This is a genomic window from Streptomyces sp. NPDC044064, assembly GCF_056434245.1.
The window spans coordinates 289,042-302,497 of record NZ_JBWKFN010000010.1; the positions used below are offsets into that span (position 1 = coordinate 289,042).

General features: G+C 68.6%; 13 protein-coding genes and 1 pseudogene. 5 read left to right on the forward strand and 9 right to left on the reverse strand.

The annotated features are described in order from the left end of the window. Window positions 1-32: 32 nt before the first annotated feature. Together AC07DS_RS18950 and AC07DS_RS18955 are read right to left on the reverse strand one after the other, a co-directional pair. Entirely contained in the window at window positions 33-2,015 is a 1,983-nt protein-coding gene (locus AC07DS_RS18950) for a serine/threonine-protein kinase (protein ID WP_479146678.1), read from the reverse strand. 238 nt (window positions 2,016-2,253) lie between these two features. Further along, window positions 2,254-2,799 (reverse strand): hypothetical protein, encoded by a 546-nt coding sequence (locus AC07DS_RS18955; protein WP_479146679.1) that lies wholly within the window; start codon window positions 2,797-2,799, stop codon window positions 2,254-2,256. A gap of 301 nt (window positions 2,800-3,100) precedes the next feature. Between AC07DS_RS18955 and AC07DS_RS18960 the strand changes: the two genes are divergently transcribed. From AC07DS_RS18960 to AC07DS_RS18970, 3 genes are all read left to right on the forward strand, one after another. Then, window positions 3,101-3,832, forward strand: a complete 732-nt coding sequence (locus tag AC07DS_RS18960) for an SDR family oxidoreductase (RefSeq protein WP_479146681.1) — start codon at window positions 3,101-3,103, stop codon at window positions 3,830-3,832. Window positions 3,833-3,863: 31 nt separating this feature from the next. Further along, entirely contained in the window at window positions 3,864-4,310 is a 447-nt protein-coding gene (locus tag AC07DS_RS18965; protein ID WP_479146682.1) for a cupin domain-containing protein, read from the forward strand. A gap of 413 nt (window positions 4,311-4,723) precedes the next feature. Continuing rightward, on the forward strand, window positions 4,724-6,055 hold the full coding sequence (locus AC07DS_RS18970) for a cytochrome P450 (protein WP_479146684.1): 1,332 nt from the start codon (window positions 4,724-4,726) through the stop codon (window positions 6,053-6,055). Window positions 6,056-6,099: 44 nt separating this feature from the next. Here the strand turns inward: AC07DS_RS18970 and AC07DS_RS18975 are convergent, their stop codons facing one another. Continuing rightward, on the reverse strand, window positions 6,100-6,654 hold the full coding sequence (locus AC07DS_RS18975) for a GNAT family N-acetyltransferase (protein ID WP_479146686.1): 555 nt from the start codon (window positions 6,652-6,654) through the stop codon (window positions 6,100-6,102). 80 nt (window positions 6,655-6,734) lie between these two features. Continuing rightward, the gene (locus tag AC07DS_RS18980) at window positions 6,735-7,055 is read right to left on the reverse strand and encodes a GYD domain-containing protein (protein ID WP_479146688.1); all 321 of its coding nucleotides are present in this window, start codon (window positions 7,053-7,055) and stop codon (window positions 6,735-6,737) included. Window positions 7,056-7,557: 502 nt separating this feature from the next. Between AC07DS_RS18980 and AC07DS_RS18985 the strand changes: the two genes are divergently transcribed. After that, window positions 7,558-8,478, forward strand: coding sequence for an MBL fold metallo-hydrolase (locus AC07DS_RS18985; protein WP_479146690.1), 921 nt, complete (start codon window positions 7,558-7,560; stop codon window positions 8,476-8,478). 55 nt (window positions 8,479-8,533) lie between these two features. Here AC07DS_RS18985 and AC07DS_RS18990 read toward each other — a convergent pair whose 3' ends face one another. The 5 genes and pseudogenes from AC07DS_RS18990 to AC07DS_RS19010 all read right to left on the reverse strand — a co-directional run. Next, window positions 8,534-9,295 (reverse strand): DUF3592 domain-containing protein, encoded by a 762-nt coding sequence (locus AC07DS_RS18990; protein WP_479146691.1) that lies wholly within the window; start codon window positions 9,293-9,295, stop codon window positions 8,534-8,536. A 258-nt stretch (window positions 9,296-9,553) separates the two neighbouring features. Next, complete coding sequence (locus AC07DS_RS18995; RefSeq protein WP_479146692.1) at window positions 9,554-9,727, reverse strand: hypothetical protein; 174 nt, start codon at window positions 9,725-9,727, stop codon at window positions 9,554-9,556. A gap of 489 nt (window positions 9,728-10,216) precedes the next feature. Then, the gene (locus AC07DS_RS19000; RefSeq protein ID WP_479146694.1) at window positions 10,217-10,633 is read right to left on the reverse strand and encodes a PDDEXK family nuclease; all 417 of its coding nucleotides are present in this window, start codon (window positions 10,631-10,633) and stop codon (window positions 10,217-10,219) included. Between the two features lie 427 nt (window positions 10,634-11,060). Continuing rightward, a complete protein-coding gene (locus AC07DS_RS19005) occupies window positions 11,061-11,447 on the reverse strand; it encodes a hypothetical protein (protein ID WP_479146695.1) in 387 nt (128 codons plus the stop codon). Between the two features lie 22 nt (window positions 11,448-11,469). Further along, window positions 11,470-11,793, reverse strand: a pseudogene (locus tag AC07DS_RS19010) (transposase); the annotation flags it as partial. Between the two features lie 248 nt (window positions 11,794-12,041). On the opposite strand from AC07DS_RS19010, the gene AC07DS_RS19015 reads away from it, so the two are divergent. Beyond that, window positions 12,042-12,560 carry a hypothetical protein gene (locus AC07DS_RS19015; RefSeq protein ID WP_479146697.1) on the forward strand — a complete coding sequence of 173 codons (519 nt, stop codon included), beginning with the start codon at window positions 12,042-12,044 and terminating at the stop codon, window positions 12,558-12,560. Window positions 12,561-13,456 lie beyond the last annotated feature (896 nt).

Genomic DNA, 13,456 nt, shown 5'->3' on the forward strand with positions numbered 1-13,456 from the left:
CGTGAACCGCTGCACCCGGCCGACGGTACGTCCTAGGCCGCGTTGCGCCACACCTTCACGTCCAGATCGGCGTACGTCGTCCCGGACGAACCCCGGAACGTCACCAGCCCGACGTGCCCCGTCCCGCTGATCACGCACATCTGCCGGCCGACGGTCAGGTCCTTGATCCAGATGTAGCTCTTGTAACCGGTCGCCGCCCTGCACACGTCCAGGCTCCCCTGCCGGCCCACGGGCAGCAGCGCCAGAGAGCTGCCGGAAGTGGTGCCGGGAGCGAGGAGCGCGCCCGAGGAGTAGACCGCGTAGGTCAGATCCTCGTCGGACGTACCGGTGTCGGCCTTGGCCCGCACCGGGTTGTCCGCCAGGTACAGGTCATGGCTCTTGGTCATCCGGATCCCGGCGTACGTCACCGGGACGGGCGCCTTCGGAGCCGCGGGCTTGCTCGCCGCGGTGCTCGGCGGTGCCGAGGACACGGTTCGCGTGGGCGTCGGGGGCCCCGAAGGGCTGGGCGGCACTGCGGACTTGGTGGCCTTCGCCTTCTTCGAGGCCTTGGCGGAGGGGGAGCCGGACGACGACGGCGACGGCTCGGTGGTCGTGGCCGAGTGCGACGCTGCCACTTCCCGAGCCTGCGTACCGCCCTTGTGGCCGTCCCCCGGAACGAACAGCAAGGTGACGGCGGCCCCACAGGCGACGAGTGCGACGGCGGCCGCGGACAGCAGCCACACTCGCCCCTTGCGTCCCTTGTGCTCCTTGCCGCCGGCGGCCACCGGCGCGGTCTGCGCGTCGGCCGGCACCTGCGACTGCGGCCCACCGACCGGAGCGTACGCACCCGGCACGCCCCCCGGCGCCATGACGAAGGGCCCGGGCAGCGCGGTGTGGGACGGCGGGGTGGGGGCGTAGGCGGCCGGCGGCCCGAAGGCACCGGGACCGGCAGGTCCGGCGGGACCGGCGGAGGGGAAAGCGCCAGGAGCGCCCGGCGCATACGGAGCACCGGGACCGCCGGGAACATGGGGACCGCCGGGAGCATGGGCGGCACCGGGACCGCCGGCTTCCCCGAACGCCCCGAAAGCGCCCGCGTGGGGAGTGGCCCGAGCCGTCGTACCGCCCGTGTCCACCACCCGCCCCCGGGCCTGATCGGCGTCCGCGGCCCGCGCCTCGATCCCCGCGGCCAACTCGCCCGGCAGCCACGCCCCGGACGCGAACCGCGCCTCGTCACCGCGGTACGCCTGGATCTCCTGGACGGAGCGGATGACCTCCTCGACGGTGGGCCGCTCGGCGGCGGGCTTGCGCAGACACCGGGCCACCAGATCCTGAATCTCGGCCGGCACCCGGCTGAGATCGGGCTCCGCGTGCACCACCCGGTACAGCACCGCGTGCGGATCGCCGTCGCCGAACGCGGCGCCGCCCGTCGCCGCGAACACGGCGGTCTGCCCGAGCGCGAACACATCGGCGGCGGGGGCGGCCTCCGCGCCGAGCACCTGCTCCGGTGCCATGTAGGCGACCGTGCCCAGGGCCGTACCGCTCTGGGTCAGTGACGTGGCGTCAGCCGCGCGCGCCACACCGAAGTCGATGACGCGTGGGCCGTCGGAGGCGAGCAGCACGTTCGACGGCTTGAGGTCCCGGTGCACGATGCCTTCGCGGTGCACGGCCTGAAGCGCCTCCGCGACACCGGCGATCAGCCGCAGCACGGTGTCCACGGGCAGCGGCCCGTGCTCGCGAACGGCCTCGGAGAGGGAAGGCCCCGGCACATAGGCGGTCGCACACCACGGCACGGCCCCCTCGGTGTCGCTGTCCATGACCGGAGCGGTGTAGATCCCGTGGACCCGGCCGGCCGCGGCCACCTCGGCCTGGAACCGCTTGCGGAACTCGGCGTTCTCGGCCAGCTCGGGCCGGATCACCTTGACCGCGACGGCCCGTCCACCCGGCGTGTGCGAGAGATAGACCCGCCCCATGCCGCCGGCCCCGAGCCGGGCCACCAGCCGGTAGCCGCCCACGGTCCGCGGATCGCCGTCCTCCAACGGCTCGAAACTCCCCGTATCGGGCCCACCGTTACTCAACACGCCCCACCCCACACCGAGATCTGCTCCGTCGGGCCCCATTGCATCACGGGCCCCATGCGGCCCGTCCCGGCACCGTGGTGACGCGGCGACAGCGGCGGCTGCGACGGTTCAGAAGCCCCGGGAAGCGGCCCGGGCGAAGCGCACTTCGCTGCCACTCCCGAGCAGGCTCCCATACGGCGCACGGCTCGCGGCGGCCTCAATCGGACAGCCGCACACCTGGGATACGGCGAACGTCCTCTCCTTTTGCCGGCGTCTCCTCCACGGCGGCGGGCCGTCCAAGCCCCTGCGCAGCCGGGACAGGAGGCGAGAGCGGCGCCGCCGCGCCCGTCCAGATGCGGTAGAGATGCCGGATCGCCGCGACATCGGCGTGATCCTTCGGCCTGGCAGCCGCGATCTTCCACCGCAGAACGTCTCCGAGCCGCATGAAGGGGACGCCGTCGATGACATCGGCGTCGTCGATCAGCCGGTCGGTCGACCAGCCCGGGGTCCAGCGGTCCATGATTTCGATCGAAGCCGTGGGGTGGACAACCCTCAGGCCGTATCCCGAGACCGTCGACTCCGGAGCACCCAGCCTGAGGGCCCGCTCCCAGGCCTCGCCTCGGGCGAGAACGTCCAGGTCACCCATGCGCGCACGCAGACCCCGGACGTACAGGGCGGCAGACCCGCACACCACGTACTCGCCACGCGGCAGTTTCAGGGCGGCCAAGGCGGCGAAGAGGCCATCCGCATCGCTCAGGAGCACACGTTCTCCCAGGAGTTGAGGGCACGCTGTACCGCTGACGCGGCGACAGCAGGTGACGCCAGCATGTTGTACGCCAAGGCACTGTCCGTTGTCATACGCGCGAGCCGCGCTTTCGAGCTTCGCAAACGGGTTCGCTCGGGCGCGGGGGAGTCGGTCGCCGCGCATTGCACCGGCTCCCCCTCGGAGTGACAAGGAGCCGCAGCCCGCTTGCGCCACGCACCGCACCCTGCCCGCGTGCGCTGCGCACCGCACCGTCGCAGTCTGGGCGTATGACCTGCCGGCGCGGAACGAAAGGTGACCAATGAAGTTCGCAGTCATCGGCGGTACCGGCCTGATCGGGGCGAAGGTCGTGAAGAAGCTGAACGAGGCCGGGCACGAGGCCGTGCCGCACTCCATGTCCACAGGTGTCGACGTGATCAGCGGCCAGGGCCTGGAGGAGGCGGTGGCCGGCGTCGACGTCGTCGTCAACGTGACGAATTCCCCGACCTTCGACGACGCCTCCCCGGCCTTCTTCCAGACCTCCATGGACAATCTCCTGGCCGCCGGCCAGAAGGGAGGGGTCGGGCACGTCGTCATCCTCTCGATCGTCGGCACCGACCAGGTGCCCGACCTCGTCTACTACCGGGCCAAGGCCCTCCAGGAAGGCATTCTCAAAGCCGGGACGATCCCCTACTCGATCGTCCGCGTCACCCAGTTCATGGAGTTCATGGACGCCGTCCTGTCCTGGACCACCGAGGGCGACACCGTGCACCTGCCCACCACCCCGATCCAGCCGATCGCCGCCCAGGACGTTGCCGACGCCGTCGCCGACGTCGCCGCCGGCAGCCCTTTGAACGGCACCCTGAACGTCGCCGGGCCCGAGGTCTTCCCCCTCGACGAACTGGGCAGGATCACGCTGAACGCCCGCTCCGACAGCCGCACAGTCGTCACCGACGACACCGCCGGCATGTTCTCCGCCGTCCCGGGCGACGCCCTCATCGCCAAGGGCGACACGCGCATCGCCCCCACCCACTACAGGGACTGGCTTTCCTGAACCGCCCGGCCCACCCACCGGAGGCCTCGCCATGTCGAACAATGATCCGGCGGCAGGCAGCGGTGAGAGCTGGCCGCGCTCGGAAGCATGGAAGACGGCGCTCACCGTGCTGCAGTCGGCGAAACCGCCGTCCATTCCTGCGGGGGCAGAGGCGATGACGGTCCTCGTCGAGTTTCCTCCCGGCGACCCCGGCACCCCTGCGCACCGGCACTCGGGGCCCGCTTTCGGCTACATGCTGGAAGGGGAGATGCTCTTCGAGCTGGAAGGCGAGCCCGAGCGGGTGATCAAGGCCGGAGAGACGTTCTGGGAGCCGGGCGGCGATGTCATCCACTACCAGGACGGGAACAACCGGACCGACTCCTGGAGCCACTTCCTCGTCACCATGATGTGTGCGCCGGGTCGGCCCATGCTCACCCTGGTCGACGACGAGGAGCTGGCCCGGCGTCAACACCTGCGTGCTCCCCGGCCAGGCGCATGATCCGCCGCTGATGGCAGATCTGGATGCCGGACCCCTCGGACCATGATCGAAGCGGTTTGATCAAGGCTGCGAGCTGCGATTCAGCTGTCGGTGGCCGTCAGCGCCGGACGTCCGGGGAGTGCGGCAGCCGCCGCAAAAGTGCCCCATATCACATATGTGACATATGTGGCAGTATGGGCCGTGCGGCATGTGACGCTGAAGACAGGCGAGAGGAGTACACCATGATCGCCAAGCTGCTTGGCAAGCTGTCCTTCACCCGTCACTACGGCGCGTACGGGGCCCACGAGTGGGATGCCTACGCCGGCGACTAGGACTGACCGCACTGCCGGCGCGCGCCCACGGGCGCACGCCGGCTCCCGTCCACGCTGCCGACGACGTCGGCCCGGACAGGCGCGAGAGTCAGGGACGATCTCATGGGCCGGACGAATGAGCCGCCGCGGCTGCCCGAAGGCGGCTTCGCCGCCTGGAACCGCGACCGGCTGGGAGTGGCGCGACGTGGCGCCGACGAGTGCGGGGACGTCTGGCAGCTGGAGCCAGGTGTCTACGTAGCAGCCACGGCGGAGCCGTGTGAAGCGGTCCTGCGCCGGGCGAACGACTTCCCCAAGGCGCCCTCGCCGCTCTTCCCGCCGCCGAAGCGGTCGGGCGGAGCACCGACACCCGAGGAGCGTGCACACGCTCACGCCGCCCGCATGCGCGGACTGCGCGCCCAGGCGGTCGCGGCCCGGATCGGTGAGATCGCGCCCGGGACCGCTCGATTCGTCGACCAGTGGCCCACGGACCAGGACGTCGAAGTTCTGCCCCCGGTCCGGCACGCCCTGGCAGAGATCGGCGTGCGCTACCTCTACTCCGAAGACGCCCCCACCCTGCTGCCCCATGCCTTCCAGCTCTTCCTGGCCCGCGAGGTGCTCGCCCGCCCCTCGCGCTGGGAATGGCCGCGCTGGGTCCCCACACCGGCACGGCGGTTCCGTACCCGCCAACAGGTCGCCTTCACCGACGCGTTGCGGCCCATCGTCCGCCGGCGCCGTTCATCGGGCCGACTCGGTGACGACACGCTGGGACAGATGCTGCGGCCCTCCCCCCGCTACGGCCTGCTGCCGGAAGAGGCCGTCCTCGACACCCTCCCCGGAATCACCGTCGCCACCTTCGAGACACCTTCCCGCGCGGCCGGATGGATCCTGCTCCACCTGGCCCGGTACCCCCAGGCAGCGAGCCGGGTCGCGGCCGAAGCCGCGCTGCTGCCCGCAGACCCCGCCGCGACGACCAGCACCCACCTCGACAGCCTGCAATACACCCAGGCACTGGTACGCGAGGTGCTCCGACTGCGTCCCCCGAGCTGGCTGCTGACCCGCCGCACAGCGCGAGAGACCCAGCTCGCCGGCTACACCATCGATGCCGGGTCCACCGTTCTCGTCTGCCCCTACACCGCCCACCGCGACGCACGGGAACACCCGGACCCGGACCGGTTCCAGCCCGAGCGCTGGCTCGATGACGAGGGCTCGTCGGCCGGACCCGGGGCCTTCCTCTCCTTCGGCACCGGACCGCACGGCTGCGAGGGAACCGCCCTGGCCATGGCGATGCTGACGCTCCTGACCGCGCAGACCGCCCGCTGCTACCGGTTGAGCGAGCCGCCCGGACCGGAACCCAGCCACCAGGTCGCCACCTACGAAGGTCTCGCAACTGTCGGCCTGCGCCTGCGTGCCACTTCGCGCAGCCGAGGTCAGTCCTGGGCGACGAGCGAAAGTTGATCAAGCGCGCGTGCTGTTCCGCACACCCTCGGACGACCAGCTCATCATTGGCTCATCGTGTGCCGCTGGCCGAACTCCTCGGCGAGCATGCCCATCATGACGAGGTCGTGGTGCCGCCCGGCGAAGAAGACGTGTTCCCGCAAGCGCCCCTCCTCGGTGAAGCCGAGCCGACGCATGAGTGCCAGCGACGCCTCGTTGTGGGCGAAGACCGCAGCCAGGCACTTGTGATAGCGCCGCTCGGCAAACATGAAGCGCATCAACAGCATGACGGCTTCTGCCGCGTAGCCCTTGCGCCGGTGGTCGGCGCCGATCGTGACATCGAACTCGAACCAGCCCGAACGACGGCCGGTGCGATGTGAGCCGACTGTGCCGACCAGCTCTCCCGAGACCGTCGCTTCCACCGCCAACCGGAAGCGGTCGTCGTCGCACTCGGCAACGGCTTGCTCCTTGGCCCAGGCACGGTAGCTCTCGGCGGACCTCGGAAGCTCCAGCCGGCTCCCGCGCCGCCCGTCGCCGTCGGCCAAGCGCATGAACGCCGTCCAGTCGTCGGGCTCGACAGCGCGCAGGCGTACCCGATCACCCGTCCAGGACGATGCCATGCCCCATTTGATCACGCTGCCGCAAGCGCGGGGCCTGGAGGCACGCCGAGGTGGGCCGGCCTGCCGGGTTCGATCTCGGCCTACGCACCGGGAGGTCGGAAGTCGACCTGGCGGCGGGCAGCCTCGTCGATCTCGTCGAGGGTGAGGAGGGGAGTGGCCCGGGTGCGGATCGCGCCGCTGGCTTTGACGCTGAGACTGACGGCGGCCATGGAGACCGGGTCGGGGAAGTCGAGAATGCACACCAGGTCGTCCTCTCCGAAGGAGAAGTACATGGCCTCGACGGTCCCGCCGAGGCCGGCGACGACGTGGTCGACGGCGGCGCGGCGGCCACTCGCACCTTCCCTGAGCAAGCCCTTCGCCCCCTCGGGCGTGTAGGTGGCCTGGATGAGGAACTTCGGCATAGGAGCGCTCCCTGCCCGTGACGTGTCCGGCGTGCCGTGCAGAATGACCTTCCCGCTGCAACGCCGGCTGCCAATCAACGCACGACTGGATTCACCCGTAAGACACATCGGCCATGCACTCAACGCTGCGGCTGATGCCGAGTGCCGGGAATCAGGTTGGACTCGTGCAGTGCGGCGAGTTCCCTCAGGTCGTTCGCGACCATGACCTGAGCGAGGCGCCCGGCGACACTCACGCATCAGAGCGACCTCTTCCTCAGTTCTCGGACTGACGCCGAGGTACCGGTCGGGCTCGTCGGCGTCACAGAAGCCATCGAAAGCGTGTGAAAAACGTGGTCCAGGTTCTGGAACACCGATGGGGCCATGTCGTGCCTGTGGTGAGTCCGCGCCTCGTGGCGGCTCGCCGGCGCGTGCCGACGACAGGGCTTCGCGGAATGGACCGTTGTGAGAGACCACACGAGGTCTTGAGCTGGCCCCCCTGCCTCCATGCCTCGAGGATGCCCGTATGAAGGTGCCGATCGGCCGCCCGAGTCTGCGGCCCTACCTGCCGTACCAGCAGCGCGCCGCAACGCACCAGGAGGGGCTGATCGCTCACTTCCTCGGCACCAGTTCAGTGCTGCTGTCGGACGGACAGACTTCGTTGCTCAGCGACGGTTTCCTCACCCGCCCGGGGATGCTGCGAGTGGGAATGGGCAAGATCGCCCCGGACCGTGCGCTGGTCCGTGCCGCCATCGAGCGGCTGCGCGTGGACACCCTCGCCGCCGTGGTGTGCGCGCACTCCCACTACGACCACGCCCTCGACGCACCGGTGTGGGCTCTGGAGACCGGTGCCGAACTGGTCGGGTCGGAGTCCACCGCCAACATCGGGCGCGGCCTGGAGGTCCCCGAGTCGTCCCTGCGGGTGGTCGGCCACGGGGACACCGCCACCTACGGCAGCTTCACGCTGACCTTTCTGGACTCCGTGCACAGCCCGGGAGATCACTACCCAGGCACCGTCGACGAGCCCTTGGTCCCGCCGGCCCGCGCCGGTGCCTGGAAGACCGGCACCGCCTATTCCGTGCTCATCACCCACCCCCACGGCCGCGTGCTGCTGCAAGCCAGCGCCAACTACCGGCCGGGCGCACTGCGCGGTCACCATGCCGACGTCATCTACCTGGGCGTGGGCATGCTGGGCAGACAGCCCGCCGAGTTCCTCCACACCTACTGGGACGAGGTAGTCGTCGCGACCGGGGCCAGGCGCGTCATCCTGGTGCACTGGGACGACTTCTTCCTCGGCCTGGACGGGCCACTGCGCCCGATGCCCTACCTGCTGGACGACCTCGGCACCACGATGAGCCGGCTGCTGCCCCTGGCCCGCCGCGACGGCGTCGATGTGGTCCTGCCCGTCTCCTGGCAACCCAGTGCTCCTCTGGCCGGTATCGCGTGAACTCGGCCATGCAACTCGGCGCTGCCGACGTGGCCAACGGGTTGCGTCGGATCGTTCAGGTCCTGGGGTGGTGGCTGCCCGGCGTCCTACCCGATTCCGCTTGCCCCTTGGTACGGAGCACCTCCCTGGCAGCGCCCACCAGAAAGCCCGCCGCGAGCACCCCGATCACGATCGCCCCTTGCCGAATTCCGTCGGCGTCGCGTCCGTCGAGGTAAGCAACGTGGCGGACCTCAGTAGGGCGCACCGGGTTGTACGCGACGGGTATGCGCGCTCCCGGCCTCGCATCGCTTCCTGAGCCGGGCGTGACGTCGACATCCGCACTCACGGGACCGGCCGGTGTGTCGAAGCGCACGGTCACGGAGGTCGCCCGGCCTTCCTCCGACCGGCCGGTGATCTCGACGACGGTCGCGTCGGTCCGGTGGCCCTGGTCCCGGAGGTTCGCCAGCACCTGGTACTCCTGACCGGCTTCCCACCCCATGACTCCGGCGATGGTGGCGAACACCAGGAAACCCCCGGCGGCCAGCCGGACTCTGCCCCAGCGGGGGGCCACCAGCCACGATTCCGGCCCGAGCCGCAGCAGCCCGGCCACGAGATGGCCCGGCGAAGGAACGGCCCAGCCCTGGCGGCGTACCAGCCTGGAGACACCGTCCGTCGCGGCCAGTGCCACCGCCCAGCCGAGAACATAGAGCCACAAGGGCCCCAGCGGGCCGAACGCCATCCACACCACGACGGCCACGACGACCGCGAGCGCCCTCCACCGGACGGGAGAGCCATACTGATCCCGGCCATCGCTCGGCACGGACGTGCGCTCGTCCATGTGCGCCTCCCCACCCCGTCACGAGCTGAGACTCACCGGCTGCCGCGCTGGTTGTAGCAGTACGGGCCGCCCCATGCCAGAGGCCTCGCCCGTTTCCGGGGTTCACCCGTGCCGACGCCCCAAGATCCCGCCTACAGCGCGTGTCCGTGTCAGCGGGGGCCCAGCGGCACAGGCTGTGTCGGAGGTGTGCCGGGCGCCCACCGCACGAGGACGCGAACCGCCTCTGTTGCGCTCCCTGGCAGGGCGGCCACGACACTGTCAGCGCTTGAACGAGTCCTTGGCCCTCTCTTTCGTGCCCCGCATCCTGCCCCGCGCTTCGAGGGCGGCACCCTTTGCTGCGAGGGTTTCCTTGTGCACGGCGTGGGCCACCTTTCGCACAGCTTTTCCTGCCACCTGCTCGGCCTTTGCCTTGGCTTTCTCTCCGGTACTCATCTCGGTACCTCCGCGCTCACTGGGCGGGTGCCCTTGAGGCAGGGCGAGAAAACCCTGATCAGGCGGTGTCCTCCTGGCCCACCGCGCCTTCCTGGGATGACCAGTGGCGGCAGCGGCACTGGTGATGATGCCAAGCAGACAGCGGGGACCAGTGTGAGCGTGTCGGCTGCTTCTCCGGTGTTACGCATAGGGTCCAGCACGATCTGCCACCCCTGCGATTTGTATCGGCCAGTATCACAACTGACCTCTGGAGGCTTCCTGTTCGTCTCCGGTTGCCGGGTCGGCCGGTGGGCTATGAAGCACTCATGAGTCTGACTGGTCAACTGGCGATACTTTGCTCGGCGTGGCGCTGGGTGCAGTCGTGTCGATGACGACAACCATGATCGTGGAAAGGGCCCGATGGCGTCGCGAGCAGTCTGTCCGGTGGGATGAGCGTCGGCTCAACGCGTACACCGAGTACGCCTACGCCGTGAAGGACCTCGCGCACCGCTACCGGCGCATCGCGGTTGCCAAGGGGATGACTGCGAGCGGAGCCGCGCCACTGGTGCTCAGCGAAGAGGTTTTCACCGAAGCGGCGGAAGCGATCTGCTCCGCGGTGACGAGCGTGTCCAGCTTCACGCACTTGGCTTGGCCCAGCACCACGAGGCTCGTGCCGGCCAGGCCGCTCCCTAGGTCGATACGGCCCACGAAGTCGGCGCCGCCGTCTCCGGAACGCCGTGTCAACCAGCCTTCGACGTAGCTGTGGCCTGAACCTCGAAAGACGCGGGCCGCCACCGCGGAGGCCAGGCCTTCGAAGTCGTGCTTGCGGCCGTCGAAGTGCTTGTAGATCAGCTCAAGGTCGGCATGCTCCCTGCTGCCTGGCTTCGGCCGTTGGTCGCGACCCTTGCTGACCTTGGCACGGGCCACACGGCGCCGGAGCCGAGGGAGAGCTGAGATGCCGTGCTTAACCCACTCGCGCCACGCTTCGGCGCAAGCTGAAGAGCCTCGCTGTCTGTGATGCTCCCGTCCCTGCGGGCCTCGATCCACTCCCAGGCGACCTCTTCGTCCTCGGCTGTGAGATCGAGCAAAGCGATGTCGTAGACGTAGTTGACGAACGTTGTGTGCTCATGTCCTCCCCACTGCACCAGCCGTTCGGTGCGCTCGATTACACCGAGTCCGCAAAACTCGACGTGCCCTTTGGGCTGCCCGTTGCGGGAGACAGATCGGAACAGTAGAAGGGGAGTTGCCTTACAGCGGCTAACAGAATGAGGTGGATGGCTCCTGGTAGGAGCAACCGTGGAGCGAGGTGTGCGTTCGGCGGGGAGTGAGGGTCGCAGTGTGTCGGGAGGGATTGCTATCTATCCTGTGTGCTCTGCGGTCTACCTCGCTCAGCGCGGAACTCATCCAAGAGGAAGAAGAACATCTCCATCGGTGGCGTACCCGCCGACTCGGCTGCCCGTTCGATTTCGACAGCCCAGCCCAGGTTGCTGGGGTACGCCATGTTCATCCGCTTCCACAGCCACTGGGAGAAGGGGCCACCGTTCCAGAGGTCGAAACTCTCATCGCTGTCGTGGATCTCGCAGGCCACTGCGTAACCGACAAGCATGGAGTCCAGATGCTGAAGAGAGCCGCGGCGAACCCACATTCCCGGGCGGAGCCGCACCTGGTCCAGGAACTCGTGGACATCACGCAGCTCGCGCGGCTTGCGCAACCCGGGCCTGCCGGCCGCCAGCTCAGTCATGCCTGCAGCCTACTGACAACAGCTAACAGAGGAAGCGGATCTGTCGGTGAGTGATGAGGCAGCAGGCGAGTTTGAGGAATGCTTCGTGGATGTCGGCTCTACGTTCCCAGCGGATGCGTAAACGGCGGAAGCCGTGGAGCCAGGCGAAGGTCCGCTCGACCACCCACCGGTAGGTGCCCAGTCCGGTGCCGTGGCGGGTGCCACGGCGGGCGATGGCCGGCACGATGCCGCGGGTGCGGACCTGGTCGCGGTAGACGTCGTGGTCGTAGCCGCGGTCGGCGAACAGCGAGTCCGGCTTGCGGCGGGGACGGCCGACACGGCCGCGGATCGGCGGGATCGCATCGAGGGGAGCTTCTGATGTTCCTCAACTTGCCTTCGGGGATTGGCGCCTGCGACGGTACCCAGCGCGCCGTCTCTGAGCAGAGGGAGAGCGGTCGGCAACTGTCGTCGTCTGTCGTCGTTGACTGCCCTCGGACGGCCTGCAGACGGCCCCGGCCGCACAGTGCGCCAGTTGCGCTAGGTCCGTTGCCGGACGCAGGCCAGAAGCCGGATGGCCCACCCTCGCCGCCTTGGGCTCGGAGGTGTGTGTATGACTTGGCGAGCGGCGCTGAAGAACTCTGTGCGTGCTTCATCGGCGCGGTCTCGCAGCTCGTGCAGCTCCTCAATGGCTGCCTCGTTCAAAGGGAAATGGACCCGACGAACCCTTTGGACTACCGCCTCCGCAGTGTCGGCGAGGGTGGCACACGCGGCATCAACGGTGTCGGGGCCCAGCAGCTGTACCCGCTCAAGGTGCTGTTTGAGGTCCTCCTTGATCTGGAGGGACTCATTCCAGATGCTCTCTTCCATCGCCTCGACTGGATCTCCCTGGTATGTGGCCTCCAGGTGAGCCCAATATTCTCCGTCCGGGGGCAGATCGATGAGCTTCAAGACGCTCGCGTCCCAGGCAGCGAGAAGCGCTGTATACGCCTCCCGTCGTTGCCCTCGGAGCCATTGCTCGTGCTCCACTACCGCCTCGGCCCGAACCTGCCAACGCCCGATGTAGACGCCGGCAAGGCCACCCACGACACCTATAAAGGCGGCGACCACAGTCGCCTGCTCGGCAGTCATGCCTGAAGTGTGCCGGGTGCTCAGCAGGTGGGTGGAACTTCTGACGACTCGCCCCGCGGGTTCTCGCTCGCGCGGGGTTCATGGCCCCGGAGACGTGTCGCTTGAGTCGCTGCCGCGTCGGGTCCGTGGCGGTCACCACGGACCCCGTTTGGAAGATCGCGTATGCGCATGTCACCTGACCTGGCGGAACGTTGACATGCGCTTACCCGAGTCGGTTCCCGGCGTTCCCTGCTGTTCCCCGTCAGCGGCTGTTGCTTCGGGCACGCTACAGCAGCTTGATGATCCACGGAGCAAGCACCGTCACCAGGCTTACCGTTGCTGTGATCAATTGGACGACTTGGGTTGTGGACTCCGTACGCGTCTTGCGCGCCGGGCAAGCCTTGCTCGCGAGCAAGACTTCGCTGTACGGTCCAGTACCGTCTGGGGCATTGCTCAGCAATGCTGGACGCGGTACAGCGGGCTCACCTGGTTCCACGTGAGTTCCTTCCGTTTTGACGCCATGGGGCACGAGAGATCCTTGGCCGGGTCCGTGCCCAACGGCTGTTTGTGTTGCGCAAATTGGCCGAGAGTGTAGTCGGCATGAGCGCGTGGCTTCCCAACTCGCCAACGCCGCACCCTCGTTGCGTTCGCCTTACGGTCCTACCTTGGCGCTGCTTGCGTGATCAGATCAATTGCCGCAAACAGCAGTGACCTGCACGTTCAGGACCCTGGGGGGTGGAGATTTGGCAACAAAGCAGACCAAAGCCGCTTACCCTCTCGGAGGGTGGGGGTCGGGTCCCAACGCGGTCGGTGTAGCGACTTTGGCCGGGAGCTGCTTTGGCGCGAGTGATCATGGCCCCGTAAGCTTCCGGCGCGTCGGGCAGTCTGTGGACCTGCCCGGTAAAGCACGACGTTGGGGCCAT

Bases quoted from the DNA above. Each gene is read 5' to 3' on its own strand.
- AC07DS_RS18970 (WP_479146684.1), top strand. From the start codon at position 4,724: ATGGGCCGGACGAATGAGCCGCCGCGGCTGCCCGAAGGCGGCTTCGCC.
- AC07DS_RS18960 (WP_479146681.1), top strand. From the start codon at position 3,101: ATGAAGTTCGCAGTCATCGGCGGTACCGGCCTGATCGGGGCGAAGGTC.
- AC07DS_RS18965 (WP_479146682.1), top strand. From the start codon at position 3,864: ATGTCGAACAATGATCCGGCGGCAGGCAGCGGTGAGAGCTGGCCGCGC.
- AC07DS_RS18980 (WP_479146688.1), bottom strand. From the start codon at position 7,055: ATGCCGAAGTTCCTCATCCAGGCCACCTACACGCCCGAGGGGGCGAAG.
- AC07DS_RS19005 (WP_479146695.1), bottom strand. From the start codon at position 11,447: ATGACTGAGCTGGCGGCCGGCAGGCCCGGGTTGCGCAAGCCGCGCGAG.
- AC07DS_RS18985 (WP_479146690.1), top strand. From the start codon at position 7,558: ATGAAGGTGCCGATCGGCCGCCCGAGTCTGCGGCCCTACCTGCCGTAC.
- AC07DS_RS18995 (WP_479146692.1), bottom strand. From the start codon at position 9,727: ATGAGTACCGGAGAGAAAGCCAAGGCAAAGGCCGAGCAGGTGGCAGGA.
- AC07DS_RS18975 (WP_479146686.1), bottom strand. From the start codon at position 6,654: ATGGCATCGTCCTGGACGGGTGATCGGGTACGCCTGCGCGCTGTCGAG.
- AC07DS_RS18990 (WP_479146691.1), bottom strand. From the start codon at position 9,295: ATGGACGAGCGCACGTCCGTGCCGAGCGATGGCCGGGATCAGTATGGC.